General features: G+C 58.2%; 20 protein-coding genes. 10 read left to right on the forward strand and 10 right to left on the reverse strand.

Annotated features, from left to right (window positions below):
• Positions 1-85: 85 nt before the first annotated feature.
• The 6 genes from AB4P91_RS18160 to AB4P91_RS18185 all read right to left on the reverse strand — a co-directional run bounded on the left by AB4P91_RS18160 (position 86) and on the right by AB4P91_RS18185 (position 8,985).
• On the reverse strand, positions 86-1,507 hold the full coding sequence (locus tag AB4P91_RS18160; protein ID WP_150591930.1) for an efflux transporter outer membrane subunit: 1,422 nt from the start codon (positions 1,505-1,507) through the stop codon (positions 86-88).
• Complete coding sequence (locus AB4P91_RS18165) at positions 1,504-4,695, reverse strand: efflux RND transporter permease subunit (protein ID WP_150591929.1); 3,192 nt, start codon at positions 4,693-4,695, stop codon at positions 1,504-1,506. The genes AB4P91_RS18160 and AB4P91_RS18165 overlap by 4 nt, the downstream gene beginning before the upstream one ends.
• A 15-nt stretch (positions 4,696-4,710) precedes the next feature.
• Positions 4,711-5,964: a multidrug efflux RND transporter periplasmic adaptor subunit MexE gene (gene mexE / locus AB4P91_RS18170; RefSeq protein WP_150596434.1), complete on the reverse strand. Its 1,254-nt coding sequence runs from the start codon at positions 5,962-5,964 to the stop codon at positions 4,711-4,713.
• 272 nt (positions 5,965-6,236) lie between these two features.
• A complete protein-coding gene (locus AB4P91_RS18175; RefSeq protein ID WP_150591927.1) occupies positions 6,237-6,689 on the reverse strand; it encodes a DUF805 domain-containing protein in 453 nt (150 codons plus the stop codon).
• Between the two features lie 15 nt (positions 6,690-6,704).
• Positions 6,705-7,052, reverse strand: a complete 348-nt coding sequence (locus tag AB4P91_RS18180; RefSeq protein WP_150591926.1) for a DUF4190 domain-containing protein — start codon at positions 7,050-7,052, stop codon at positions 6,705-6,707.
• 193 nt (positions 7,053-7,245) lie between these two features.
• Positions 7,246-8,985, reverse strand: a complete 1,740-nt coding sequence (locus AB4P91_RS18185) for a dipeptidase (protein WP_395603356.1) — start codon at positions 8,983-8,985, stop codon at positions 7,246-7,248.
• 334 nt (positions 8,986-9,319) lie between these two features.
• Here AB4P91_RS18185 and AB4P91_RS18190 point away from each other — a divergent pair, with 334 nt between their 5' ends.
• Entirely contained in the window at positions 9,320-9,472 is a 153-nt protein-coding gene (locus AB4P91_RS18190; RefSeq protein ID WP_191623970.1) for a hypothetical protein, read from the forward strand.
• Positions 9,473-9,630: 158 nt separating this feature from the next.
• On the opposite strand, the gene AB4P91_RS18195 is transcribed toward AB4P91_RS18190, so the two are convergent.
• Positions 9,631-10,524 carry an AraC family transcriptional regulator gene (locus AB4P91_RS18195; protein WP_150591924.1) on the reverse strand — a complete coding sequence of 298 codons (894 nt, stop codon included), beginning with the start codon at positions 10,522-10,524 and terminating at the stop codon, positions 9,631-9,633.
• Between the two features lie 137 nt (positions 10,525-10,661).
• On the opposite strand from AB4P91_RS18195, the gene AB4P91_RS18200 reads away from it, so the two are divergent.
• From AB4P91_RS18200 to AB4P91_RS18210, 3 genes are read left to right on the forward strand one after another with little or no spacing between them, the layout of a single operon-like run.
• On the forward strand, positions 10,662-11,405 hold the full coding sequence (locus tag AB4P91_RS18200) for an SDR family NAD(P)-dependent oxidoreductase (protein ID WP_395603357.1): 744 nt from the start codon (positions 10,662-10,664) through the stop codon (positions 11,403-11,405).
• Positions 11,406-11,423: 18 nt separating this feature from the next.
• Positions 11,424-11,825 carry a VOC family protein gene (locus AB4P91_RS18205; RefSeq protein WP_210699962.1) on the forward strand — a complete coding sequence of 134 codons (402 nt, stop codon included), beginning with the start codon at positions 11,424-11,426 and terminating at the stop codon, positions 11,823-11,825.
• Complete coding sequence (locus tag AB4P91_RS18210; RefSeq protein ID WP_395603358.1) at positions 11,822-12,796, forward strand: saccharopine dehydrogenase family protein; 975 nt, start codon at positions 11,822-11,824, stop codon at positions 12,794-12,796. Before AB4P91_RS18205 ends, AB4P91_RS18210 begins: the two co-directional genes overlap by 4 nt.
• Before the next feature lie 16 nt (positions 12,797-12,812).
• Here AB4P91_RS18210 and AB4P91_RS18215 read toward each other — a convergent pair whose 3' ends face one another.
• On the reverse strand, positions 12,813-13,706 hold the full coding sequence (locus AB4P91_RS18215; RefSeq protein ID WP_150591920.1) for an AraC family transcriptional regulator: 894 nt from the start codon (positions 13,704-13,706) through the stop codon (positions 12,813-12,815).
• A 192-nt stretch (positions 13,707-13,898) separates the two neighbouring features.
• Here AB4P91_RS18215 and AB4P91_RS18220 point away from each other — a divergent pair, with 192 nt between their 5' ends.
• Positions 13,899-14,648, forward strand: a complete 750-nt coding sequence (locus AB4P91_RS18220) for an SDR family NAD(P)-dependent oxidoreductase (protein ID WP_150591919.1) — start codon at positions 13,899-13,901, stop codon at positions 14,646-14,648.
• Positions 14,649-14,810: 162 nt separating this feature from the next.
• Here the strand turns inward: AB4P91_RS18220 and AB4P91_RS18225 are convergent, their stop codons facing one another.
• Positions 14,811-15,725 (reverse strand): LysR family transcriptional regulator, encoded by a 915-nt coding sequence (locus tag AB4P91_RS18225; protein ID WP_042559271.1) that lies wholly within the window; start codon positions 15,723-15,725, stop codon positions 14,811-14,813.
• Between the two features lie 269 nt (positions 15,726-15,994).
• On the opposite strand from AB4P91_RS18225, the gene AB4P91_RS18230 reads away from it, so the two are divergent.
• From AB4P91_RS18230 to pgm, 4 genes are all read left to right on the forward strand, one after another.
• Entirely contained in the window at positions 15,995-17,017 is a 1,023-nt protein-coding gene (locus AB4P91_RS18230) for a zinc-dependent alcohol dehydrogenase family protein (RefSeq protein WP_150591918.1), read from the forward strand.
• Positions 17,018-17,566: 549 nt separating this feature from the next.
• Positions 17,567-19,021, forward strand: a complete 1,455-nt coding sequence (locus AB4P91_RS18235; RefSeq protein ID WP_395603359.1) for a hypothetical protein — start codon at positions 17,567-17,569, stop codon at positions 19,019-19,021.
• Positions 19,022-19,070: 49 nt separating this feature from the next.
• Positions 19,071-20,471 (forward strand): PLP-dependent aminotransferase family protein, encoded by a 1,401-nt coding sequence (locus tag AB4P91_RS18240; RefSeq protein WP_150591916.1) that lies wholly within the window; start codon positions 19,071-19,073, stop codon positions 20,469-20,471.
• 105 nt (positions 20,472-20,576) lie between these two features.
• The gene (gene pgm, locus AB4P91_RS18245) at positions 20,577-22,223 is read left to right on the forward strand and encodes a phosphoglucomutase (alpha-D-glucose-1,6-bisphosphate-dependent) (protein WP_150687264.1); all 1,647 of its coding nucleotides are present in this window, start codon (positions 20,577-20,579) and stop codon (positions 22,221-22,223) included.
• A gap of 75 nt (positions 22,224-22,298) precedes the next feature.
• On the opposite strand, the gene AB4P91_RS18250 is transcribed toward pgm, so the two are convergent.
• The gene (locus AB4P91_RS18250; RefSeq protein ID WP_150687265.1) at positions 22,299-22,994 is read right to left on the reverse strand and encodes a pirin family protein; all 696 of its coding nucleotides are present in this window, start codon (positions 22,992-22,994) and stop codon (positions 22,299-22,301) included.
• A gap of 274 nt (positions 22,995-23,268) precedes the next feature.
• On the opposite strand from AB4P91_RS18250, the gene AB4P91_RS18255 reads away from it, so the two are divergent.
• The gene (locus AB4P91_RS18255; protein WP_395603360.1) at positions 23,269-25,743 is read left to right on the forward strand and encodes a UvrD-helicase domain-containing protein; all 2,475 of its coding nucleotides are present in this window, start codon (positions 23,269-23,271) and stop codon (positions 25,741-25,743) included.
• The last annotated feature ends 41 nt before the right edge of the window (positions 25,744-25,784 follow it).

A 25,784-nucleotide genomic window follows, 5' to 3' on the forward strand; every position in this document is an offset into this window, starting at 1 on the left:
TAAAAAAGCCCCGCGACCGAATGATACGCGGGGCAAAAAATTGGTTGGTTGCGGCCAACCAAAGGAGCTCTTTGACAATCAATGGTTACTTGCTGGCGACCGTCTCCGGCTGCCAGCCACCGCCGAGGGCTTTGTAGATCGCGACAATCCCGCGATACAGATCCACTTCGGCCTGGGCCTGGCTGTCTTCGGCATTCAGCCGTTCACGCTGGGCGTCGAGCAGCACCAGGAAATCTGTGGTGCCTTCGCGATAGCGAATCTCTGCCAGGTCGGCAGCGTTGCGGCTCGATTCACTCTGGCGGATCAGCGAGATCAGGCGTTGCTGACGCTTGCCGTAGTCGCTGAAGGCGTTTTCCGACTCTTCCAGTGCCAACAGCACTTGTTGCTCGTAGGTCGCCAGCGCGCCCTCGGCATCCGCATCGGCACCGCGCAAACGCGCTCGCACGCTGCCGAGATCGAATGCCGCCCAGGTGATGCTCGGGCCGAGTGCCCAGGCGTTGGCCGCCGAGGAACCGATTTGTGAACCACGCCCGGCCGTCCAGCCGAGGAAGCCGCTGAGGCTGACCCGTGGGAACAGGTCCGCTTTCGCCACGCCAATTCGCGCTGTGGCTGAGGCGAGTTGGCGTTCAGCACTGAGGATGTCCGGACGACGTTGCAGCAGCTCGCCCGGGTTGCCGATTGGCAAGGCCTTGGCAATTGCCGGCAGGTCTTTTGGACTCAGGTCGACGGTCAGTTTGTCCGGACGCTCACCCAGCAGGGTGGCGATGCGGTTTTTCTGCCGAACCTGCTCGGCTTGCAGTTGCGGCACGCTGGCTTCGACCGAGGCCAGACGCGCATCGGCACGTTCGACATCGAGCTGATCGCCAACGCCGGCATCACGCAGGCTGATGGTGATCTTGCGTGACGCCTGCTGGTTGTTCAGGTTGGCCACCGCGATTTTTTCGCGCAGTTGTGCGCCACGCAGTTGACCGTAAGCGTCCACCAGCTCGGCAATCATAGTGACTTGCAGTTGGTACAAATCGGCTTCAGCGGCCTGCTGATCGGCATCGCTGGCTTCCAGATTGCGCTGGATGCGCCCGAACAGGTCCAGCTCCCAGGCCATGTCCAGGCCCAGGTCATAGCGTTCACTGCTGACCCGATTGGTGGTCTGGCCCGGGATTTGCCCCTTGGCCAGATCACTGCTGGCGCGGCTGGTGATGGTCGGCATGATGTCATTGCTGGCGTCATCGCGGATCGCCCGTGCGGCTTTCCAGCGGGCAAACGCCACGCGCAATTCACGGTTGCCTTGCAGCGATTGCGTCACCAACTGGTTGAGGGTCGGATCGTCGAACTGCTGCCACCAGATGCCTTCGAACTTCGAACGGTCAAAGTTCTTCTGACCGTTGGCGCCGTCGGTGGCGGTCGTGATGTTGGCCGCCTCCGTCGCCGGGGTCTTGTAGTCGGGGCCGACGGCGCAGGCGCTCAGGGCCAGCACCAGCAGACTCGGCAGGAAGACTTTCAGACTCATTGTTGCGCCTCCAGTGGCTTTTGAAGAGAGTGCGCCTTGGCCGCTTTGCGCTGCTCGCCGCGTTCGACAAAGTTACGAATCAGTACGTAGAACACTGGCGTCAGCAACAGACCGAAGAAGGTCACCCCGAGCATCCCGGAGAACACCGCCACACCCATGGCGTGACGCATCTCGGCACCGGCACCGCTGGAGAACACCAGTGGCACCACACCCATGATGAACGCGAAGGAGGTCATCAGGATCGGCCGCAGACGCAGACGGCAGGCTTCCAGTACCGCCGCGAGCGGATCGAGGCCTTCTTCCTGTTTATCCTTGGCGAATTCGACGATCAGAATCGCGTTCTTACACGCAAGTCCCACCAGTACGATCAGTCCGATCTGGGTGAAGATGTTGTTGTCGCCGCCAGAGATGATCACACCGGTAATGGCTGACAGCAGGGTCATCGGTACGATCAGGATCACCGCCAGTGGCAGGCTCCAGCTTTCGTATTGAGCCGCGAGCACCAGGAACGCCAGCAGTACGCAGAGCGGGAACACGAACAGCGCGGTGTTGCCGGACAGAATCTGCTGGTAGGTCAGGTCGGTCCATTCGTAGGTCATGCCGTTCGGAAGTTCTTCCTTGAGCAGTTTCTCGATGGCTTTTTCGGCCTGGCCAGAGCTGTAGCCGGGGGCTGCCGCACCGTTGATTTCTGCGGTAATGAAGCCGTTGTAGTGCATCACGCGATCCGGGCCCGAGGTGTCGCTTACCTTGATGAAGGTCGCCAGCGGGATCATTTCGCCTTTGTTGTTACGCACTTTCAGCTGACCGATCTGATCGGATTCGAGGCGGAACTGTTGCTCGGCCTGAACGTTGACCTGATAAGTGCGTCCGAAACGGTTGAAGTCGTTGGCATACAGCGAACCCAGGTAAATCTGCAGGGTGTCGAAGATGTCGCTGACCGCCACGCCATGAGTCTTGGCTTTCTCGCGGTCGATAGCGGCATCGACCTGCGGCACGTTCACGGTGTAACTGGTGAACAGGCCCGCCAGTTCCGGCACGTTGTGGCTCTTGTTGATGATGTTCATGGTTTCTTTGTACAGCTCGTCGTAGCCCAGGTTGCCCCGGTCTTCGATTTGCAGGCGGAAACCACCGATGGTGCCCAGACCTTGTACCGGCGGCGGCGGGAAGATCGCCATGTACGCCTCTTGAATGTCCGCGAACTGGCCGTTCAGGGCGCCGGCGATGGCTCCGGCAGACATGCTCGGGTCTTTACGTTCATCGAACGGTTTCAGGGTCACGAACACGATGCCGGCGTTCGGGCTGTTGGTGAAGCCGTTGATCGACAGGCCCGGGAACGCTACAGCACTTTCCACACCCGGCTGTTTCAGCGCCATATCGGACATGCGCTTGATCACGTCTTCAGTGCGGTCCAGGCTCGAGGCGTCCGGCAATTGCGCGAAGGCCACCAGGTATTGCTTGTCCTGGCCGGGTACGAAACCGGTCGGGGTGTGCGAGAAGCCGAAGAAGGTCAGTACCATCAGGCCTGCGTACAGGATCAGGGCAATGCCACTGCTGCGGATAACCCGAGCCACCGTGCCGACGTAGCCATGGCTGGCACGTTCGAAGAAGCGGTTGAACGGGCGGAACAGCCAGCCACCGAAGATCTTGTCGAGCACTCTGGAGAAGCGGTCTTTCGGTGCGTCATGACTTTTCAGCAATACAGCAGCCAGCGCCGGCGATAGGGTCAGCGAGTTGAACGCCGAGATCACGGTCGAGATTGCGATGGTCAGTGCGAACTGCTTATAGAACTGACCGGTGAGGCCGGAGATGAACGCCGCCGGAATAAACACCGCACACAGCACCAGAGCCGTGGCAACGATCGGGCCCGTCACTTCACGCATGGCGCGCTTGGTCGCCTCGACCGGTGTGAGCCCGAGTTCGATGTTTCGCTCGACGTTCTCCACCACCACGATGGCGTCATCCACCACGATACCGATGGCCAACACCAGGCCGAACAGCGACAGGGCATTGAGTGAGAAGCCGAACAGGTGCATCACCGCAAACGTACCGATCAACGATACCGGCACCGCCACCAAGGGAATGATCGAGGCGCGCCAGGTTTGCAGGAACAGGATCACCACCAGGACCACGAGAATCAGCGCTTCGAAAAGGGTGTGAACCACGGCTTCGATCGAACCGCGTACGAAGATCGTCGGGTCATAGACGATGCTGTAATCCATGCCTTGCGGGAAGCCTTTCTTCAGCTCGTCCATTTTCGCCCGAACGTCATTCGAGATGTCGATGGCGTTGGAACCTGGACGCTGGAAGATCGGGATCGCCACCGCCGGCTGGTTATTCAGCAGCGAACGCAACGCGTACTGGCTGGAGCCCAGTTCAATGCGAGCGATGTCTTTAAGTCGAGTGATCTCACCATCGTCACCTGCACGAATGACGATGTTTTCGAACTCTTCCTCGGTGACCAGTCGGCCCTGAGTGTTGACCGACAGCTGGAAGCTCTGTGCTGTCGGGGCAGGGGGCGCACCCAGTTGTCCGGCGGCTACCTGGCGGTTCTGCTCACGAATGGCGGTCACCACATCGGTCGCGGTCAGATTGCGCGAAGCGGTCTTGTTCGGATCAAGCCACACACGCAGCGAGTAATCGCCCATGCCGAACAGTTGCACATCACCGACACCGCCCAGACGAGCGAGCTCATCCTTGATGTTGAGGATCGCGTAGTTGGACAGGTAGAGCATGTCGTAACGCTTGTCCGGGGAGGTCAAGTGCACAACCATGGTCAGGTCAGGTGAAGCTTTGTCGACGGTGATACCAATGCGCGTCACTTCCTCGGGAAGTTTCGGCTCGGTTCGGGTGACCCGGTTCTGCACCTGCACCTGCGCGTTGTCCAGGTCAGTGCCCAGGGCGAAGGTGATGGTCAGCGTGATCTTGCCGTCAGCGGTCGATTGCGAGGACATGTACAGCATGTTCTCGACGCCGGTGATGGCTTGCTCCAGAGGCGCCGCCACGGTTTCACCGATGACCTTTGGGTTGGCGCCCGGGAAGTTTGCACGCACCACCACGGTCGGTGGCACAACTTCCGGGTATTCGCTGATCGGTAACTGGAACAGCGAAATCGCACCGGCGATCAGGATCAGCAGCGACAGCACCGCTGCGAAGATCGGCCGTGAAATGAAGAATTGGGAAAAATTCATCGGAGTTCTCGTCCCTTAACCGCGTGGGGTCGTAGCGGCCAGCTTCACAACCGAGCCGGACGCGCCTTTGGCAGGCGTGACTTTAGGCAGGTTGCTGGCTTCCAGCGCTTGACGTTGTTGAGCGAGTGCCGCGATGGTTTGCTCGCTGGCCATCGGGACGACTTCAGGCGTCACCGGTGAGCCAGGGCGTACGCGTTGCAGGCCCTTGACGATGATGGTGTCGTCTTTGTTCAGGCCGCTACGGACGATTCGCAGGCCTTCGATTTTCGGGCCGAGTTCAACGGCGCGGTAAACCGTTTTGTTGTCCGCATCCATTACCAGCACGAACTTCTTGCCCAGATCGGTACCGACGGCTTCGTCGTTGATCAACATGGCGTCGTAGGTGCCGCTGCCGACCAGTTTCAGGCGTGCATACAGACCCGGGGTATAAGTGCCGTCGCTGTTGTCGAACACCGCGCGACCACGGATGGTGCCGGTTTTCGGGTTGACCTGGTTGTCGATGAAGTTCATCTGACCCAGGTGCGGATTGCCGTCTTCATTGGACAGACCCATGTACACCGGGGTGGTGGCTCCGCGCTGACCCTGACGGGCGAGTTGGGTGTATTTGAGGAATACACGCTCATCAGCGTCGAAATAGGCGTAGACCTTATCGGTAGAAACCACGCTGGTCAGAGGCGTGGTGTCGGCGGTTACCAGGTTGCCGGCGGTGATTTCGGCACGGCTGACACGGCCGTTGATGGGTGCGGTCACGCGGGTGAAACTCAGGTTCAGCCTGGCCAGATCCAGTTGCGCTTGCAGTGCGCCTACGGCGGCGCGGGCTTCTTGCGCGGCACTGGTACGCGAGTCGGCGAGTTCGGCGGAAATCGCGTTGCTGGCACGCAGACGTTCACCTCGGGCGGCTTCGTTTTCGCTGCGAGTGGCGGTGGCGCGCGATTGTGCAACCAAGGCTTCGAGGCGGCGAACCTCAGCCTGGAATGGACGCGGATCGATCTGGAACAGCAGGTCGCCTTTCTTTACCAGCGCGCCTTCAGTGAACGCAACCTGGTCGATCTGGCCAGAAACCCGTGGACGGATATCAACAGTTTCCGGCGCTTCGAGGCGCCCGGTGAACTCGTCCCACTCGTTGACCGGTTGTTCCAGCACCTTGGCCACGCTGACTTTGGCAGCAGGCGGGGCGGCTGCGGTTTCCGGATTTTTGCCGCAAGCGCTCATCACCAGTACGGCCAACAAGGCCAACGGGAAGCGCAAATGTTTGAGTGACTGTTCCATGGAATGCATCCGCCAAGTATTGAAGATGGGCGGATGATGCTCGGCGGCTAGTGAGCAAACGAATCGAATGAGGCGAAGGTAACTATCATTCGGAATGATATAAGCGCCGAGCGAGCCCTCTAGCATGCACCTTTCGTTAGGGGGCTATCAATCGGGCTGATGACAATTCTGTTTTGCGCGGCCAGTAAAGATGCAGCTACTCGTATGCATATGGATTGCAGAAACAAAGAGACGGCCATGAAGGCCGTCTCGATCAGCAATGCTGATGTGTATCAGTTGTTGCCTTTACGGTTCTCGCCGAAACGATTCGGCCCCGGCTGGCTGTCTTGCGCAAGGAACACAAGGTTGACGATAGGCAGCAACAACCACCAGCCGCTGCGATCGGTGTCGTGCATGCGACGCACGCCTACTGCGATCGATGGCAGGAGGATCGCGAGGCTGTAGAGGTTGTACAGCATGCCTTTGGTGTTCAGCATGGCATCAATAGCGATGATGCCAAGAGAAATTCCCAGGTTGATCAGAATGAACATCCAGTATTCACGGCGAGTGGCGCGGCCGCGGAACACTACGTAGTTTCTCCACGCCTCGACGTACGGGTTACCCGTCGTAATGGCGGGGCCACTTGGGTAGGACTGTTGGGTGGCTTGAGGCGCCCCGCACTGTGGGCAAGCCACGGCCAAAGTGCTTATTTCCTTGGCGCAACCGCGGCAGAAAACCATGCTCATATTTTTTCCCTAAAATTATTCAATCGATAGACAGAGCAAAACGAACGCAGTAAGGCCTGACAAAACAATGCCGGCGATCGCGAGGTTTCTTCCTGAGTGTTTTTGGTTGATGCAGATAATGCCGCAAGCGAGACCTGCGATGCTGAAGACCCCCACGCCGAGGATCGTCTCACTGTCCCATTCGGAGTCATCAAACAGGGTGAGTCCGCAGATAATCCCGAAGATCAGTGAAACGATGGCCAGCCAGGGTGTTTCGGCTTGCGTTTGCGGCACAAAGGCCTGCTGGACAGCCCCGCATTGGGGGCAGTTGAGCGCCGTTTCGTGAAGCTCCTTGGCGCAAGCACGACAATAGACCATTGCCATCGTTTTCCTTAACTGAGTGCTGAAACCCGACCTTCCATCTGGCGGGGCGCGCTAAGTTAAACTGTATTACCAAATTTGTCACCCGGCACTTTGCCATTATCCGGCATGACTGTTGAAAGCAGGGTTTTGGAGATACTTTGTGAGAGGATTTGTGAGCGGCGGCGAGGGAGTTCGATCCCTCGCCGCACGTGCATCAGAGCTTCGGTAACTGACCGATCCGGCCAATCATTTCCGTTACGATCTGCAGATCAAGCTGGAATTGCTCCACGGTCTTGAATTCGCCGTCGGTGTGACCGGTGTATTTGGCCTCTGGCCGGGCCAGACCGAACTGCACGCCATTGGGCAGTTCATGCACCGAGGTTGCACCAGCGGAAGTACCAAACTCGTGTTTCATGCCCAGATTTTCAGTGGCCACCGCCAGCAGCGCTTTGACCCACTCGCCCTCTGGATTGCGGTACATCGGCTCGGCGATCGAATAGTCGAAGGCAACGGCAACATGGGTTTTCTTGCTCCACGCCGCCAGTTTCTCAGCGATTTCAGCCTTGAGCTTTTCCGGCGACTTGCCTTTCGGCACGCGCAGGTTGACCGCCAGTTTAAAAGCCTTGTCATCCATTGCGACGTAGGTCAACGACGTGGTCAGCGGCCCCATGAAGGCATCGGAAAAACCGACATCCAATTTGTTGCCCAGGTAATCCAGCCCCCAGTTGTCGGCGGCGTAGCGTGCGGCGTCAGTAATGTGGTTGTGCTTGAGCGCGACTTTGCCATCAAGGCCATTGATGAAGTCGAGCATACGCGCCACCGGATTGACCCCGGACTCGGGTTCGGAGGAGTGCGCAGATACCCCTGTGACTGTCAGCTTCACGTCTTTGCCATCGACTTTGGCGCTGATCTCGAAGTTGCCGCCATTACGTTTGGCATAGTCGGCGCCGGCCTTTTGCAGGCTGGCGACGAGCTCGGCAGGTTTGTCCGTAACCAAGGTCGCGACGGATGCCGACGGAATCTGGTTGGTCGCCAAGCCACCGGTCATCGAGATGATTTCTGCGCCTTTGCCCTCAGCCTTGCGCTTGGCAAAGTTGGCCATGACGGTGCCGTAACCTTTCTCGGCAATCACCACCGGGTAACCGCCATCCAGCGCTAGGTTGTAGTTGGGCGTCGGGTTGCGCTCGAAATAGTAGGGGATCGCGTCGCCAGTGGTTTCTTCGGTGGTGTCCACCAACAGCTTGAAATTACGTGCCAGCGGCAGCTTTTCTTCCTTGATGACCTTCATGGCATACATCGTCACCACGATGCCGTTCTTGTCATCCTCGGTGCCGCGACCATACATGCGATCGCCGATCAGAGTGATCTTGAACGGGTCGAGACGAGTACCGTCCTTCAATACCCAGTTCTCCGGCGTCACCGGCACCACGTCGGCATGCGCATGAATGCCGACCACTTCATCGCCGGACCCTTCGAGGGAAATCTCGTAAACACGGTTGTCGATGTTGCGGAAATTCAGATTGAAAGACTGGGCCAGGGCCTTGATCTTTTCAGCGATTTTGATGAATTCCGGATTGTCATGCTGGGCAACGCCGTCCTTGCGAAACGTCGGAATCTCGACCAACTCGCGCAGGGTCTCGGTGGCCGCCGAGCTGTACTTCACGCGTGCGTAGATACCGAGCAGGCGATAGATCTCGTTTTGCTGTTCAGCCGTCAGAGTCTTGTTGTCGAGAAAAGCGCCAATGGCCGGGCTGATATTGGCTGTCTTGGCCAAGTCACTTTTAGCCAGGCTGCCGAGGAACTGACGGAAATCCGTAGCCGACTCGGCCTTGAACGTCTTGAGGATTTCAGCGCTTTGCTGCGCAGTGATGTTGGCTTGCGCGGGTGCAATGAAGGCGGATAGACCGGCCAGCATCAGCGTGGTGGCGGCCAGTTTCTTGAAAGGGAAATTCATTAAGAAGGGCATTCCTTGGCAGTGCTGTTAATAAAGGAGTGTCTCAACGCTGAGACACATGCACTTACAAACTAACACCGTGCTAGAGGGTTGGGGGAGCCCTGAAACGGGATCTGTCGCACAGAAATGCAAAAGGGGCGCAGAAACAAAAAAGCCCGGATTAAAATCCCGCGCTTTTTCATTACGGTGCTTTTCAATCGGCGGCGCAGTCTCCTCTCGCCGAGAATGATCAAAAAAACGAACTGTCGAGGTGCTTTTGGCGTCCACCCCTATGACTGTCCTGGCGACACTGAAACCGAGCCGTCCCTACCATGCAACGATGGAGACACCCGATATGAACAAGCCACTTCTGTTTCTAAGCCTGTGCTGTGCACTCATGCTGCAAGGCTGTTTCGATAACTCGGACAACGAGACCAAAGACAACACCGACGGCGCGAAGTCATCGATACAAATGCAGCAGAAGGATGACGCGCAGCCGAGCAAGTAGTCGCGCGCCTGACGGCTTGCTTACCGCCAGGCCTGCTAATGCACGATGCATAGGTAAATATGGCGGATGACTCGGACTATCAGCGAGGCTAACCGGTAAATGCGGATTGGCTGACGGTCATGGATCTTTTCTAGCCGGTTAACCATTCCTCTGACTGATTAGCGTCTGGCGGCGCTCGTTTTTCCGAGGATCCTTCCGGCATCTTGTGCAGGAGGAAGTCCAAACACCCTTAAATAATCCCTGCTGAATTGTGTCGCACTTTCATAGCCGACCTCGAAGGCAGCCGCCATGACGCTCTTGGCGTGAACCACCATCAGTGTTCTAGCCTGGAGCAGGCGAACCCGCTTTTGATACTGCAAAGGACTCAGGCTGGTGACTGCCTTGAAGTGGCGATGAAACGCCGAGACGCTCATTGATGCTCGTTGCGCCAAGCGTTCCACCCCAATTGGTTGTGCGAAGTCACGGCGGATCCACTGGATCGCCATGTTGACTCGGGCCATCGCCGTATCTGGCGCTGCGATCTCTCGCAACATCCAGCCATGGGGACCCTGGAGAACACGGAAGATGATTTCCCGTTCATAAACCGGGGCGAGGGCGGCGATGGCCTCCGGGTCCCCCATCAATCGCAGCATTCGTACCCACGCATCCATCAAATCGGTTGTGACTGACGCCACTGAAAACCCGAGATTGTTCTCAGGGCGGCTGACAGGTTTGGGCAGGTCTTCAAATAGCGTCGACAACACAGCTGGATCAAGCGTAAGGCTGACTGCCAAGTAAGGTTCTCCCGATGCGCCTGGATGAACAGACCCCACTGCTGGCAAATCAATGGACATGACGAAATAGGTCGCAGGGTCATACCGAAGCGTCCGATCCCCCACGCTCATGCTCTTGCTGCCCTGCAGGATCAGATTGATCATCGGGTCATAGACCGCCGCCAGCATGTGTTCGGGGATTTTGCCCTTGACCATGGCCACGCGGGGGATGCCCGTTTCGGTACGACGGTTTTCAGCCTTGGCCGCGAGCGACCTGAGTTCATTCAGTTGATTGTCCATGCCGGGCATGCTGACGGCAGCACCCTGCGCCATGCAAGCGAAAAGCAGAAACAGGCAGGTTTCGAGTAGAAATGGGTACGACCCTGGCGATCGTGATGAGTACTGTGGGGCCACTTATAAGCCACAAGGAACATCAAATGAGCGTTATCGTGATTACCGGCGGCAGCCGTGGAATCGGTGCCAGTACCGCCGAGCACATTGCCCGGAGCGGAATGGGGGTCATTCTGACCTACAACACTGATCCTCAAGCTGCGAACACCGTCGTGGAACGCATCGAGCGTGTCGGTGGCAAGGCCGTCGCTCTCAAGCTCGACGTGTCTGATGTTGGCAGCTTCGAAGCGTTTCGCACGTCAGTGGTAATGACCTTACGGGACACCTGGAACGCCACTCTGTTGAGTGGCCTGGTCAACAATGCCGGGTACGGCCTGTTCAATCCCTTGGCAACTGTCACCGAGGCGCAGTTCGATGGCCTGTTCAACGTGCACCTCAAAGGGCCGTTTTTTCTCACTCAAACCCTCCTGCCGCTGTTCGCGGAAAATGCCAGTATCGTCAACCTGACCAGTGCCACTACCCGCGTCGCCACCGCTGGCGTGGCGCCCTATGCTGCCTTCAAGGGCGGGCTCGAGGTGCTCACCCGTTATATGGCCAAAGAATTCGGCGAGCGGCGCATACGGGCCAACGCGGTATCACCCGGCGCCATCCGCACCGGGTTGGGCGGGGGACTGAACGCTGAGTTCGAGGCGAAGCTGGCGGCGCAAACGGCGCTCGGCCGGGTCGGCGAGCCGGAAGACGTCGCGCGCGTCATTGCCATGTTGCTGTCAGAAGAGAGCGCCTGGATCAATGCCCAGACGCTCGAAGTGGCCGGTGGCTACAACATCTGAATACATGAGGATTTCGCCATGCTGGATCATATCTTTTTGTCCGTGAGCGATATCGCACGGTCCATCCGTTTCTACGAAGCCGCCCTGAGCCCGTTGGGTATCACCGCGCGGCTGAATTACGACGGCAAGGATGGCCCATCGGGTCATCCTGACCTGAAAGGCTTCGGTGCCAATGGCCGGATGTTTTTCTGGTTGCGTGAGGGCGTCGTGGAAGGGCGCGCGGTCCATGTTGGTTTTGTCGCAAGCAGCCACGCTGAGGTTGACGCCGCTTATACCGCGGCCCTGCATCAGGGTGCGGTCGACAACGGCCCGCCTGGGGCGCGCTTGCATTACGACCCCGATTACTACGCCGCCAATGTGCTGGACCCGGATGGGTATAGCCTCGAATTCGTCTACAAGAAATGGCAGCACGTCCAATGAGTACGCTACTGATCTACGGAGCTACAGGCTATACCGGTCGTATGGCTGCTGAGCGAGCAAAAGCGCTCGCTCTGAATTTCGAAATCGCCGGGCGTAATGCCAAGCGTCTCGAAACGCTCGCAGCGCAGTTGGACGTGCCTTATCGGGTGTTTGATACCCGCGAAGCCGAAAGCTCTTTGTCTGGCATCTCAGTATTGCTGAACTTCGCCGGGCCGTTCGCGCAAACGGCCGAGCCGTTGATGCACGCCTGTATCAGGGCCGGCGTGCACTACTTGGATATCACTGCCGAGATCAATATTTACCGCATGGCCGAGGGGCTGGGTGCTGAAGCGGCTGCGAATCACGTCATGCTGTTACCGGGTGTCGGCTGGGATGTCGTTCCTACCGATTCGCTGGCGGTGCATGTTGCCAAGCGTGCCGTAAAACCGGTTGCGCTGAGTATCGCGCTTCAGGTCCCCGGTTCGATGTCTCGCGGGTCGGCGATGAGCGTCAGCGAGATCATCGGCGCAGGCGTGCTCGCCAGGGTCGATGGCGAACTTGTTGCGACGCCGGATGCCGCGCCGCGCCTCTTTGATTTTGGCGAGGGTCCGGTCCTCTGTGCACCCTTGTCATTCGGCGACCTGGTGACGGGCTGGCATTCGACCGGCATCCGCAACATTGCGATGTTCGTGCATATCACGGGTGACGGATTTCCCGAAGGTGATCTGTCGCAGTTGCCTGATGGTCCCACGCCTCAGCAAAGGGCCGCTCATCGCGCGCGGGCAGTGGTTGAGGTTACCGGGGCTGATGGCGCAACGGTGCGCTCGGTGATTGAAACCGTGAACGGCTATTCCTATACGCCGCTAGCGGCGGTAGAAGCTGCGCGGCGAGTGATAAACGGTGAGCGGCAGCCAGGTTTTGCCACGCCGGCCAACATGTTTGGTGGTGGGTTTGCCGAGAGTATTGACGGTACGGTGATCACCGACTTTTGAGGTGGGTGGTGGCTGTTCAGGAGGCTGTTATTAAACCTTCGGTTTGCGCGGGCGTCCTGAATCTGGCGGCGTCCCGTGCCGGAGGAAGACCGAACAGGCGTGCATACTCCCGGTTGAATTGGGAGGCGCTTTCGTATCCTACGGTATAAGCGATGGACGTCGCGTCCAGCGTATCGAACAGCAGCAGCCAGCGCGCCCTTAGCAAGCGCAGCCGCTTCTGGTACTGGATCGGTGTCATAGCTGTCACGGATTTAAAGTGCCGGTAGAAGGCGGCAACGCTCATGTCCGACATGCGCGCCAGTAGCTCAACGCGAAAAGGCTCTGCGTAATGCTCACGGATCCACTGGGTAACCCGGCGGATCTGCACCATTCGGCCATCCGGTCGTGCAACGTCACGAAGAATATCGCCCAGTGGCCCTTGTAGCGCGCGCAGCAGTATTTCGCGTTCGATCATCGGCGCCAGTATCGCAACCTCATGTGGGCGATCCATGAGCCGCATCATGCGTAACCATGCATCGATCATTTCAACGGGCGCGCGCACGCCTTCAAAACACGTATTTTGCGAGGCCTTGGGCGCCTTGCCCTCGTCCAACAGCAACGTAGCGATTACATCGGGATCCAGGGTCAGGCTGACGGCAAGATAAGGCTGATCCACTGTGTCGGCCTGTACCTGGCCCGTCGCGGGCACATCGACGGGCACCAGAAAATAGGTGCCCTCGGTGTACCTGGAAACATCCGCGCCGATCGACAGGGTCTTGGTGCCTTGAAGCACCAGATGCAACATCGGCTGATAGACCTGATCCGCACAGGCCTCTGCCCGGACCATGGCCACGCGGGGCAACCCGGTTTCGGTCCACTTGTCTTGTGCGCGCATCACGATGCCGCGCAGTTCTGCCAGTGATTTTTTCATGCCTGCCACCGTGAGCTAAATCCAGGTGCGTGGCAAGCCAGCTGAGAAGAATAGGCAAGGATGAGCGAATAACCGGCAAACGTCTGATCGTTCAATTGCTGAATATTGATGACACGCGGCTCGTTGCACCAGCGGTCATGCAAGCCCCGACTGCAAGCAAGCCTCATATCACGTCATATCAAAGGTCAGTTTATGAAACTCGAAGGAAAAATAGCGGTGGTCACGGGTGCGTCCAAAGGCATAGGCGCCGGGATCGCCAAGGCTTTGGCCGCAGAGGGCGCAACAGTCATCGTCAACTACGCCTCCAGCAAGTCTGACGCGGATGCAGTCATTGCGCAGATCGCAGAGACCGGCGGTTGCGCCTTTGCTGTCCAGGCAGACATGAGCCAGGCAGCTGATGTGGTTCGACTGTTTGAAACGATCCGGATCAAATACGGAACCCTGGATGTGCTGGTTAACAATGCCGGCGTGGCGGTGTTCCAGATGATCGATGACCTGACTGAAGACGCCTTCCACAAGCAGTTCAATCTGAACGTGTTGGGCTACCTTCTGGCTGTACGCGAGGCCGTCAAGCTGCTGGGCCCGACAGGCAGCATTATCAATATCAGCTCGATTCTCAGCACCGATCCCTACTTGGCTTCAAGTGTTTACTCGGCGACCAAGGGCGCGGTCGACACCTTGACCTTTGCACTGGCCAGGGAGCTGGGCGCGCGTGGCATCCGGGTCAACTCCATCCTGCCAGGGCACACGAACACGCCGGCGACTGACGGAAATTTTGCCGGTGAATTTGGTGAAAAGCTCATCGCCGGAACTCCGCTGGGTCGCTTCGGTGAGCCGGAAGATATCGCACCCTTGGCCGTGTTTCTGGCATCGCGGGATTCGCACTGGGTGACAGGTGAATCCATCCGGGCTTCGGGCGGTGTTCGTGGTGTGGGCTACTGACACCACAGAACCCGCCAAAGACGCACGCCCCCGTGACTATTGAGCAACGGGGGCGTGCTTCCAACGGTGCAGGCGCGTGGACGGCCCCCGGATTCAGCGCATCGACCCTAATGCCTATTACAAGGCAGGAATGATCAGTTACAAAAGGCAGCCCGACGACGCCTAGAGACTATCCGGATCCCCAAAAAACATCTGAATCCGCGACCTCAGCCAACGCTCGCCGGGATCATTATCCTGCGAGCCACGCCACGCCATGTGCAGCTCAAACGTGCGCGTCGGCAACGGTGGATCTTCTGCGCGAACGCCGCCCGCTGACGTCAGTGCTTCGGCGGCATAGTCCGGCACGGTCGCGACAATGTCAGTTCCGGCCAGCAGCGTGCTCAAACCATTAAACTGCGGCACGGCCAGTACCACATGGCGTTTGCGGCCAAGTTTCTCCAGTTCTTCATCAATGAAGCCGCTGAGGTCGCCAGCGAACGACACCAGGGCGTGGGGGCGGGCGCAGTAATCGTCGAGGCTCAACGGCCCCGGCACGGTGTCGGCGCGCAGTAACTTGGGCGCACTACGGCGCAGTACCTTGCGCTTGGCATTGGCCGGCAAGTCGGTGGTGTAGCTGACGCCGATCGAGATTTCGCCGGAAGCCAGCAAGCCCGGCATCAAGATGTAGTTGACCCGGCGCACCACCAGCACAATTCCCGGTGATTCGGCGCGCAGGCGTTTTAGCAGCATCGGCAGCAAAGCGAATTCGACGTCATCCGACAACCCGATCCGAAATACCGAAGTACTGGTGGCCGGGTCGAATTCTGCCGCACGGCTGACGGCGGTCGAAATCGAATCGAGGGCAGGCGAGAGCAGGGCGAAGATTTCCACCGCGCGGGCGGACGGTTCCATGCTCCGGCCGGTGCGCACGAACAAGGGATCATCGAACAGGCTGCGCAGGCGCGAGAGCGCCGCACTGATCGCCGGCTGGCCGAGGAACAACTTCTCGGCGGCGCGGGTCACACTGCGCTCATGCATCAACGTTTCGAATACGATCAACAGGTTCAGGTCGACACGACGCAGGTCATTACGATTCATCTGGAGTCCTGGCAGAGTCATCAAGCTTGACGAGGGCGGCCATATGAGAACAATGGCCGGCATGAATCTTACGGGGAAAGACTGGTACTCTGCACCGGAAAATTCAGCTTTACTCAGACGGTGGCAGCAGTTTTTCAAGGATTTTGCCAATACCGCCCATGCTGCGGAATCAATGACAGGCATGTCGACTATTAATAGCCACTGATAGTCTTGGGTTAAAAGCCCAGATAGAGTTCATGGCATTAGAGGTTACTTTGACGAGGTTTGCGATGTCCCGCACGATCCGTTTTCACAAGTTTGGTCCGGCCGAGGTGCTCAAATGCGAAGAGCATGCGGCCGCTCAGCCAGGTCCTGGCGAAGTGCAGGTGCGTGTCGAGGCAATCGGCATCAGTTGGTACGACACGCTCTGGCGCCAGAACCTGGCGTCGTCCCAGGCACGTCTGCCATCAGGCCTTGGCCATGAAATGGCCGGTGTGGTCACGGCGATCGGCGCTGGTGTCGAAGACCTGTCCGTCGGTGACAAGGTCGCCAGTTTCCCGGCTGAAAGTCCGAACGACTATCCCGTATACGGTGAGTCGATCGTACTGCCGCGTACTGCGCTGACCCGTTATCCGGATGTGCTCAGCCCGATCGAAGCCAGTGTGCATTACACACCGCTGCTGATCGCCTATTTCGCCTACGCCGATCTGGCACGGGTCAAACCCGGGCAGTTTGCCCTGGTCACTGACGCCAGCCATTGCGCCGGCCCTTCGTTTGTACAGCTGGGCAAGGCCATGGGCGTGCGGGTCATTGCCGCGACGAAGGAGGCGGGAGAGCGCGAGTACCTGCTGTCTCTGGGCGCGGAAAAGGTGATTGTCACCGAAGAGGAAGATCTGTTGATGCGAATCAACAAGATCACCGACAACCGCGGCGTCGATGTGGTTTTCGACGGCCTTGGCGGCCCGCAGATGTCGCTGCTTGGCGATGTACTGGCGCCCCGTGGCAGCCTTGTGCTGTACGGCCTTCAGGGTGGGAACCAGACGCCGTTTCCGGCCTGCGCAGCGTTCCAGAAGAACATCCAGTTCTTTGTGCACTGCATCGGCAACTTCACCGGCAAGCCGGAGTTGGGCATCGCCCAGGACCACGTCGCCGTGCAACGTGCCCTGCGCGACATCAACCAGTTGACCGCAGACCGTGTTTTGCTACCGCTCAAGACCCGGGTATTCCCGTTTGACGAGTTCGTAGAAGCGCATCGCTACATGGACGAATGCCCATGCCGCGAACGGGTTGCCCTCCAAATCGAGTCGGCTTAACCCAGGCAATAGAGTCCGTGTCCCCCACGGACTCTTTCGTGTTTACACCCCTTCAAAGCGCGCCTCCTCTGGTGCCATGTCCGGAACCTGTTCAGCAACTGAACTGGTTTTTGGCCCGGATCTGTATCTTCTAATCGCAATGTAAGCCCTGATAATTGAATGATTACTTTCATCTCAAGGAATGAGTCATGGCTGTGCATTCAATTTGTCGAACTCAACATATAGGCCTCAGTTTCGTTAAACGCGGCACGCTTTGTTTAAATGCTGTAGGGCTATTCCGAAACGCCTTCTCTTTTTCTTGTAATCACTTGTCGTGGGACGCTGTGGGAAGTTTCCTAGGAATATTCAGTAGAAAAAAATAATTATAGAAAACAATTACTTGAGATCGCATGGCGGCAAAAATAGAGTTTTTGTCAGGTCAAGTGTTTCAAATAACTACGAAATTGTAAGTGTTAGCATCTGAGCGTCTATTACTTATTGATGAATTGTCGTGCAGCCGGTTGTACTTCGTCTGCGCGCCATGAAACTTTTTATACCGGGTAAATACCGATGAGCACGATCCACGATCAGGCAATGAATTATGTCTACCAGCAAGTATTGCAACGTTTACTGAGTTTTTTCTCGCGAGCGGAGCGCACGGCATTGCAGTTGCTGATTCAGCGTCTGGCTGTGGCTGCTGGCGGCATGGAGAACATCGGTCAATTCAAAGTACTGGTCAACCAGACCGGCTCACGCGACAGCTGCTACACATTGGCGCTGCTGCGGGCAGCGCAATTGAGTATCGCCGGACGTGCGCCCGGGACCTTTCAACTGCGGGTGGCGACTTTACGCTGGAACGGCAACAGTGACACGGCACTGCAGAACATGCACCGCAGCTACAGCGCGCTGTTTCTCTATGACGATCCCCGGGTCGAGCTGTTGATGCTGGATCATCGCCAGGTCCTGCCATTCGACCATCAGGCACCGATTTGCGAAGAGGGGCGCGAGACCCATCGTCTAAACCTGTTGCTGCTGGGCCATCGAAGAACCTACAGCGAAGCGCTTGAGTTGTGGGACGACGCTTATCTGGCCACTGCCGAGTACTACGGTCAGATCGCCCGATGGAACAAGGGGGTCGATGCCATGATCGGCAGTGAGTCGTTACACCGCCAGAAGCACTTCCTCGACGGCTTGAGTCGCGCCGTTCAAAAAGCCGCCATCGCCGGTCCGCTGATGACCTCTGCTGGATTTGAAGCGCTGTTCCCGCTGCTCGACGGGCTGGGTGGGGATTACTATCGCGAGTTCTACACCGAGGAGGAGCGGGTCATGTGGCGCCCCGAAGGTGAGTTCGAAGCGTGTCGGCGCACCGGGTTCATCAACATCAATGACATGATCGTCGGCAAGCTCGAGGAGCGCTGGCCGTTGCTCAGTGACTTTCTCGGTTTCCAGGCGGATGACCTGAGTCTTTATCAAAGTGACGATGAGTATGCCGACCCACTGGTCGCGGCGCATCTGCGTGGAATGCAGGCGCGATTCATCGAGGGGAGAACCTACGAGGCCGGAATCGGCGACTACCTGCATAGCAACCTGGTGGCGATGCGTCGCAGACAGGTACCCGAGTCGGTTTGCGAACAGATGCTCGCCCATTTCGGCAATCTGCAGGATCCGCGACAGTTGCGCGTGCAGGCGGAAGGCTGGCTCTCGGCGGGTTTCGATTTGAACGATATCCAGCTGATGTGCCTGCTGTTTGCGCCGTTTGTTGATAGCGGGGCGGGGCTGGAACGGTTTCTGCGCAATTGTCATCCCGGCATGTTGGTGGCATTGCCGGATCTGCATCGGGCAATGCAGGGCCTGCATGCGCCCGAGCAAGTGCTGAAGTGGATGACGGACGTCAGTGGGTTGCCGGTCAAATTGATTGTGCGTCTTTACTCGATGGGGCCCGTTCGGTTACTGGCGTGCGGCGATAGCCCCACTGCGGAGGAGGCGGGTGCCGAGCCGACAAACGATCGATCGGCGGAAGGCTGACCGTGAGCCAATCGTCTAACTCGGAGTCTCAGCCCATGGATGCCGGCTCGTGAAAGCGTCGCGGGAAAACGACTTTGTTTATCAGGCTGTTTATCGCTACCTGACGCTGCTGATCGAGGAAGCAGGGAGCAGCTCGGCAGTGCGCTTGCCGTCCTTGCGGCAACTGGCTGATCGACTGAATGTGTCGATCTCGACCGTCCAGTACGCCTATTCGTTGCTGGAAAAGGAAGGTCGGGTTTATTCCATCGCCAAGTCGGGTTATTACGCGAAAGCATTGCCCGCGCTGGACGTGCCTGGTTGTGGCAGGGACCTGCTCGAAACCGTCTACGTCAATGCCAAGCGACCGGGCATGTGTGTACTGAGCACTGACGACCCGGCTTCACTGCAACCGCTGGACCGCCCTTTATTAATGCTTGAGCGGGAACTGCTGCGCCAGTACCCGCGCCAGCCGCAAATACTGGTGCAGCCTTGCGGTGAGCTGGAGTTACGCACCGTACTCGCTGCGCGTTACACCTCATCGACGGTGAATTGCTGGCATGCCGATGACGTCTACATCGGCGCCGATTTGCGCGGGGTGCTGGAAATCCTGATTTCGGTGCTCGAGTTGCGTGGGGCCACCGTCGTGGTGGAGTCTCCGTGTGACTGGGTGATCCTGCGTCTGCTGGATTGCGCCAACGTGCGCGTGATCGAGTTGCCGCTACTTGCTGATGGGGTGATTGATCCGCAACGCCTGGAGTCTTTGCTCAAGAACGAACCGGTGCGATTGATCCTGTTGTCCTCAGCGTTGAGCATGCCCCACGGCAGCCTGCTATCTGTGCCCAATCGGCAAGCCATCGCTCATCTGCTCGGATGTCATGGCACCTGGGTTTTGGAAAACGACTGCTACAGCGAACTCGATGAAGGGATCGACTCCCAGCGCCTGCGCGACTGGCTGGACCCGGATCGCCTGCTGGTATTTTCCACGTTCGAGAAATTCATCGGTGCAGAGGCGCCTTTCGGTTTTGTCCTGTCGCGCCATTGGCGCAGTGAGCTGCAACGCCATTTCCTGTTACGCGCGTTTAGCGTGTCGCTAATCCGCCAGAAAGCGATTGCAAGATTGTTGGGCGGCGGACGGCTGGACCAGCATTTGTCGGTACTGCGACGGATGCTAAAGGAGCGCCGGACGCAGTTGATCCAGCTACTGCGCGAGCGCCTGGGCGACGCGTTGCAGGTTGTCGAGCCGCAGGGCGGGGCGACGGTCTGGGTGAGCTCGTTGCGTCCGGTAGACATGGGAAATGTTTTTCAGCGCCTGCTCAAGCACCAGATCATTATTGCACCAGGGGAGTTGTTCAGCCTGCAGGGATTGCACGCGCACCATCTGCGTTTGAACTCGTTGAGCCATGGTGACCACGATCTGGCTAACGTCGTCGGGCTGCTGGGCGACGCATTGCGACTGGCTCCCGAGGGTTAACGTTAAAAAACATCGGGAGTGTTCTGGATAGATCCCGTCGCACTACGGTCAAACTGCCAGTAAACTGCGCTCTATTCCTGAATCACTCTATTTCAGAGGTTTTGCATGACACTCAGTCCTTTTGCGGGCAAACCGGCACCGGCAGAATTGTTGGTCGATATCCCGCGACTGGTAACGGCTTATTACACCGGCCAGCCTGACGCTTCCATTTCCACGCAGCGTGTGGCGTTTGGCACGTCGGGGCATCGGGGCAGTTCTTTCGACCTGAGTTTCAACGAGTGGCACGTGCTGGCGATCAGTCAGGCGATCTGCCTGTATCGCGAGGCGCAAGGGATCACCGGGCCGCTGTTTGTCGGCATTGACACTCACGCATTGTCGACTCCCGCAGGTGCCAGCGCTCTGGAAGTGCTGGCGGCGAACGGCGTGACCGTGATGATCGCCGAAGGCGATGAGTACACGCCGACGCCGGCCATTTCCCATGCCATCCTTTGCTACAACCGCGGCCGTACTTCGGGCCTGGCCGACGGCATCGTCATCACGCCGTCGCACAACCCGCCACAAAGCGGGGGTTACAAATACAACCCAACCAACGGCGGCCCGGCAGACACCCACATCACCAAGTGGATCGAAGCCAAGGCCAACGAGCTGCTGGCCAACAAACTGGCTGGCGTGAAACGCATCAGTTACGAGCAGGCGCTCAAGGCCAGCACCACCCATCGTCACGACTACGTGAATACCTACGTTGCCGATCTGATCAACGTGATCGATTTCGATGCCATCCGTGATGCCAAACTGCATTTGGGTGTCGATCCGCTGGGCGGTGCTGGGGTGCGCTACTGGTCGGCGATTGCCGAGCATTACCGTCTGGATCTGGACGTGGTGAACAAGCAAGTTGATCCAACCTTCCGTTTCATGACCGTCGATTGGGACGGCCAGATTCGCATGGACCCATCATCGAGTCATGCGATGCAAGGCTTGATCGGTCTGAAGGAGCGTTTCGACGTGGCGTTTGCCTGCGACCCGGATCACGATCGCCACGGCATCGTGACCCCTTCCGGTGGCTTGCTCGCGCCGAACAACTATCTGGCGGTGTCCATCGATTATCTGTTCCAGAACCGTCCGCAGTGGCGTGCCGATGCTGGCGTGGGTAAAACCGTGGTCAGTAGCGGTCTGATCGATCGTGTGGCCAAGCGTCTGGGGCGTCGTCTCTACGAAGTGCCGGTCGGTTTCAAATGGTTTGCGGACGGCTTGTTCGACGGTTCGCTGGGTTTTGGCGGCGAGGAGAGCGCCGGTGCATCGTTCCTGCGCAAGGACGGCGGTGTATGGAGCACCGACAAGGATGGTCTGATCCCGGCACTGCTCGCGGCAGAAATGACCGCTCGCACCGGTCGCGACCCTAGCCAGGCCTATAACGCGCTGACCGATGAACTCGGGGAGCCGTTCTCGATACGCGTAGACGCCAAGGCCAACCCGGAACAGAAAGCCCTGCTGAGCAAGCTGTCACCGGAGCAAGTCACTTCGACCGAATTGGCGGGCGAGAAGATTCAAAGCATTCTCAGTCACGCACCGGGCAATGATCAGGCGATCGGCGGCTTGAAGGTAATGACCGAGAACGGCTGGTTCGCGGCACGTCCGTCAGGCACCGAAGACATCTACAAGATCTACGCGGAGAGCTTCATCAGCGACGAGCACCTCAAGCAATTGGTGGTTGAAGCGCAAACGCTGGTGGATGGCGCCATTTCCAGCAAATAAGCTGAAGTCAGGGCTACCGAGCCAAAAAAAGGGCAACCATTGCGGTTGCCCCTTTTTTTGCCTGCACTCAGGCGATCAAGCCAGATCTACCAGCACAATCTCACTGTCTTCAATCGCGGTAACGGTCAGCACCTGCTCATGCGCAACCGCCACACCGTCTCTAGCGTGTGCACGCAACCCATTGACTTCAATCACACCCGTAGCCGGCACCAGATAAGCGCGGCGTCCTTCGTCGAGACGATATTCCGCCGTTTCCCCAGCCTTGATGTTCGCTGCCACCAAGCGTGCATCGCCCCGGATACGCAGGCTCTGATCATCGCCATCCTTGCCGCTGGCAAGGGTCACAAACCCTTCACGCTGGCCTTTGGGAAAGGGTTTCGCACCCCAGGACGGCGGGGCGCCGGTTTCGGTGGGCAGGATCCAGATCTGGAAGATTTTGGCGTCCTCGGCTTCCAGGTTGTATTCACTGTGCGCGATGCCCGTGCCGGCACTCATGACTTGCACGTCGCCTGCCTCGGTTCGGCCCTTGTTGCCCAGGTTGTCCTGATGGGTAATCGCACCTTCGCGCACGTAGGTGATGATCTCCATGTCGCGGTGCGGGTGCTGCGGGAAACCGCTGCCGGCGGCGATGACGTCATCGTTCCACACCCGCAGATTGCCCCAGCTCATGCGATGTGGGTCGTAGTACTCGGCGAACGAAAAATGGTGATGGGCATCCAACCAGCCATGATGGGCGGCGCCCAGTGTGTTGAAAGGTCTGAGTTCCAGCATGATCGTCTCCTCAAAGGTTAATGACGCGGCGCAGTAGCCGCGCCCGGCCCAAGACCGGTGGTTTATGACGGCGATCATCTATCAGCCACGTATCGATAAAAAGCGTAAAAAATGCGGCATTAAGATCGAATAAGTCGATCCAAATAGGCTCGAAAATGTCTCATCCCACCTTCAGTTCATCGCCTAAACCAATGAAGCGTAAGCATTTCGCTAGAACCCAGCGTTAAATAAAGACACCATAGCCTCAATAGCCTACTTACTGGAGCCCGTCAGCGTGGCGCAACACACCCCCGATCTCCCTCCCGAACTTCGCCCATTGGCCGAGATGCCGTGGTTCAAACGTATGGCCGCACGTTTTTTCGGCCACGGTTTGACGCGTTTGCGCGCGCAACACCGTGCGTCGTGGCTGCATGGTCAGGCGGATGGCTTTCGTAGCGGTCACACCGCGGGTGTCGAGTACGGGTATAAAGAGGGCAAGCTCGAGGGGTTTGAAGAAGGTCGGCAAGTGTTGCTGATCCGCGACAGCCGCAACCCCGAGCATCGTCCGCCAAGCGTGGACAATCACCTGTTCGACGACTGGCGCCTGCCGCTCACGGCTGAGCTGAAGAAGCGCATGAAGGCCGATGTAACGCGTTTACTTCCCGCACACGCTCAGCCGAGCACTGCGCAGTGGAAGATGATTTTCAGCGATACGCCTTCGACTTCCGTGGTGGCTGGCGCCGGTGCGGGCAAGTCGACCACGCTGGTCCTGCGCATTCTGCTGTTGACTCACTATCTGGGCTTCGAACTCGATTCAATGACTGTAGTGACCTTCACCCGCGAATCGCGCAAGGACTTCATCAACAAGCTGATCGAGCTGTTTGCGCTGTGGGGGCGGGCGCTGAGCCTGAAGCAGGCGCGGGAACTGGTGCGAACCTTCCACTCGCGAATCCTGCCGATGGTGCGCAGCCTGGCGGGTTTCGAGCGGTTGCAGGCCTTCGAGAACCTCAGTCATCGAGCGCCCGGCGCAGACGAGGAGGTCGACAGCAATCCGTTCGACCTGCGTATCAACGACGCGCAGCGCCAGCAGCTCAATGCCTGCTATCACCGGTTGTTCACGCAGGACGAGCGTTTCCGCCAACTGATTCAGCCGATGGCAAAGGCCGGCTTGCAGCTCAAGGACCTGGAGCGTGATCACCCTGATGTACAGAAGCGTATGGCCGTCACCGAGCTGGCGGCCAGGCGCGATGAAGAACTGTGCGATGCCATCGAAGATCTTTGGTTCGGCGCCGGTGCCTGGCCTATCCAAGGCATTGAGCCAAACCGCCAGACCTTCGAAATCAACGGCGCTAACTTCCACTGCCATGGTTATATTCCGAGCCTCGACGCGTGGGTCGTGCTCGGTTTCGATCCCCGGGAAAACGCCCAGCTGAGTCGACCCAATGCGAAGCTTTCGATACGTGCAGAATGGGCAGTAAAGCGCACCTTGTTTCAAGCTTTCTGTCGTAAACCATTGATATGGATAGATAGTTACGAGTCGTCAAAACGCGTTTTGGCGACATTGGCAGGCGATGCCAGTGCTGGGCCGGGCTTCGATTACAAGGTCAAAGGCGAACTCACTTCAGCGCCGTTGCTCGACTGTTTTGTCGCCGCGGCCGGTTTTATCGAGAACCTGGGGCTGGACGTGCCAGACGCTGTTGGCCGCATGAGTTTCGCCAAAGATGACCCCGACCGGTTTTTCTTCGAGGCGTTGAGCCTGTTCTGGCGCGCCCTGGAAGATCACTTGCTCGACCAGAAGCCGCCGATCATGACCTACAACCGCATGTTCGCGCTGTTTAGCGAGCACTCGCCGGAAAACCTCAAACTGCTCAGCGATGAACTGCTGCGCCCCATGTCGCACCTGATGATCGATGAGTTTCAGGACGTTTCGCCCCAGATCGTTTCGTGGATTCGCGCGAGCCTCTCGGAGATTCGCAGCCGTGGGCCGGCCATGCACGTCGGGCGAGGCGCGCAGCGCTCCTCGCTGCTCTGTGTAGGGGATGACTGGCAATCGATATACGGCTGGCGCGGCAGTTCACCGAGTTACTTCATGGAATTCAACAAGGAATTCCCGTCGCCGAGCACCACGCGAGTGATGCTCAGTGACAACTATCGCAGTCATCAACACATCATCGATGCGGCGGAACACATCGTCCGTGCCGCGCCGGCGATCCCCGGCAAGAAGGCCAATGCGAGCGGCGAGCCCAAGTCATTGCAGCCAGTCAATGTGCTGGAGCGCGACGATCAGGCGCTGGGCGAACGCCTTGCAGAGCATTATCGACAAGGTCATTCAATCTTGATGCTTTATCGAAAAAGCAGCGATAAGTTATTGATAGAAAAGCATATTCAGTCAGTAGTTAATGTTGATTCGAGCTTGCCGTACGAAGCTCGTCGCTTGAAGCAACTGACGTATCACAGCGCCAAGGGCCTGCAGGCAGATGCCGTGTTCCTGCTCGGTGACTGTCAGCACCTGACCAGTTCCCCTTACAAGAATCAGGTCTATCGCATGGCCGGATTGGGTAAAAGCGGCGACAGCGAACCGTATGACAGCGCGCAAAAGGACGAGATCTTGCGCCTGGCGTACGTCGGTATTACCCGCGCTGTCAGCCATTGTTATTGGTACGTCGAGCCGCAGGAAGCGCAAGCGGTTAACATGCCCAAGGCGTCTGACCGAGTGGCGAGGGGCAAGCCATTCTTCGCTGATCATCGAGCAGAAAAGCACACCGCTTGACCCACAAAAAAGCCCGCTTAAATGCGGGCTTTTTTGTTGTA

Source organism: Pseudomonas sp. B21128 (assembly GCF_044218865.1).
Lineage (GTDB): Bacteria > Pseudomonadota > Gammaproteobacteria > Pseudomonadales > Pseudomonadaceae > Aquipseudomonas > Aquipseudomonas iridis.

Excerpts from the sequence above, each read along its gene's own strand:
- AB4P91_RS18160 (WP_150591930.1), bottom strand. The coding sequence starts at position 1,507 with ATGAGTCTGAAAGTCTTCCTGCCGAGTCTGCTGGTGCTGGCCCTGAGC.
- AB4P91_RS18165 (WP_150591929.1), bottom strand. The coding sequence starts at position 4,695 with ATGAATTTTTCCCAATTCTTCATTTCACGGCCGATCTTCGCAGCGGTG.
- mexE (WP_150596434.1), bottom strand. The coding sequence starts at position 5,964 with ATGGAACAGTCACTCAAACATTTGCGCTTCCCGTTGGCCTTGTTGGCC.
- AB4P91_RS18175 (WP_150591927.1), bottom strand. The coding sequence starts at position 6,689 with ATGAGCATGGTTTTCTGCCGCGGTTGCGCCAAGGAAATAAGCACTTTG.
- AB4P91_RS18180 (WP_150591926.1), bottom strand. The coding sequence starts at position 7,052 with ATGGCAATGGTCTATTGTCGTGCTTGCGCCAAGGAGCTTCACGAAACG.
- AB4P91_RS18185 (WP_395603356.1), bottom strand. The coding sequence starts at position 8,985 with ATGAATTTCCCTTTCAAGAAACTGGCCGCCACCACGCTGATGCTGGCC.
- AB4P91_RS18190 (WP_191623970.1), top strand. The coding sequence starts at position 9,320 with ATGAACAAGCCACTTCTGTTTCTAAGCCTGTGCTGTGCACTCATGCTG.
- AB4P91_RS18195 (WP_150591924.1), bottom strand. The coding sequence starts at position 10,524 with ATGGACAATCAACTGAATGAACTCAGGTCGCTCGCGGCCAAGGCTGAA.
- AB4P91_RS18200 (WP_395603357.1), top strand. The coding sequence starts at position 10,662 with ATGAGCGTTATCGTGATTACCGGCGGCAGCCGTGGAATCGGTGCCAGT.
- AB4P91_RS18205 (WP_210699962.1), top strand. The coding sequence starts at position 11,424 with ATGCTGGATCATATCTTTTTGTCCGTGAGCGATATCGCACGGTCCATC.
- AB4P91_RS18210 (WP_395603358.1), top strand. The coding sequence starts at position 11,822 with ATGAGTACGCTACTGATCTACGGAGCTACAGGCTATACCGGTCGTATG.
- AB4P91_RS18215 (WP_150591920.1), bottom strand. The coding sequence starts at position 13,706 with ATGAAAAAATCACTGGCAGAACTGCGCGGCATCGTGATGCGCGCACAA.
- AB4P91_RS18220 (WP_150591919.1), top strand. The coding sequence starts at position 13,899 with ATGAAACTCGAAGGAAAAATAGCGGTGGTCACGGGTGCGTCCAAAGGC.
- AB4P91_RS18225 (WP_042559271.1), bottom strand. The coding sequence starts at position 15,725 with ATGAATCGTAATGACCTGCGTCGTGTCGACCTGAACCTGTTGATCGTA.
- AB4P91_RS18230 (WP_150591918.1), top strand. The coding sequence starts at position 15,995 with ATGTCCCGCACGATCCGTTTTCACAAGTTTGGTCCGGCCGAGGTGCTC.
- AB4P91_RS18235 (WP_395603359.1), top strand. The coding sequence starts at position 17,567 with ATGAGCACGATCCACGATCAGGCAATGAATTATGTCTACCAGCAAGTA.
- pgm (WP_150687264.1), top strand. The coding sequence starts at position 20,577 with ATGACACTCAGTCCTTTTGCGGGCAAACCGGCACCGGCAGAATTGTTG.
- AB4P91_RS18250 (WP_150687265.1), bottom strand. The coding sequence starts at position 22,994 with ATGCTGGAACTCAGACCTTTCAACACACTGGGCGCCGCCCATCATGGC.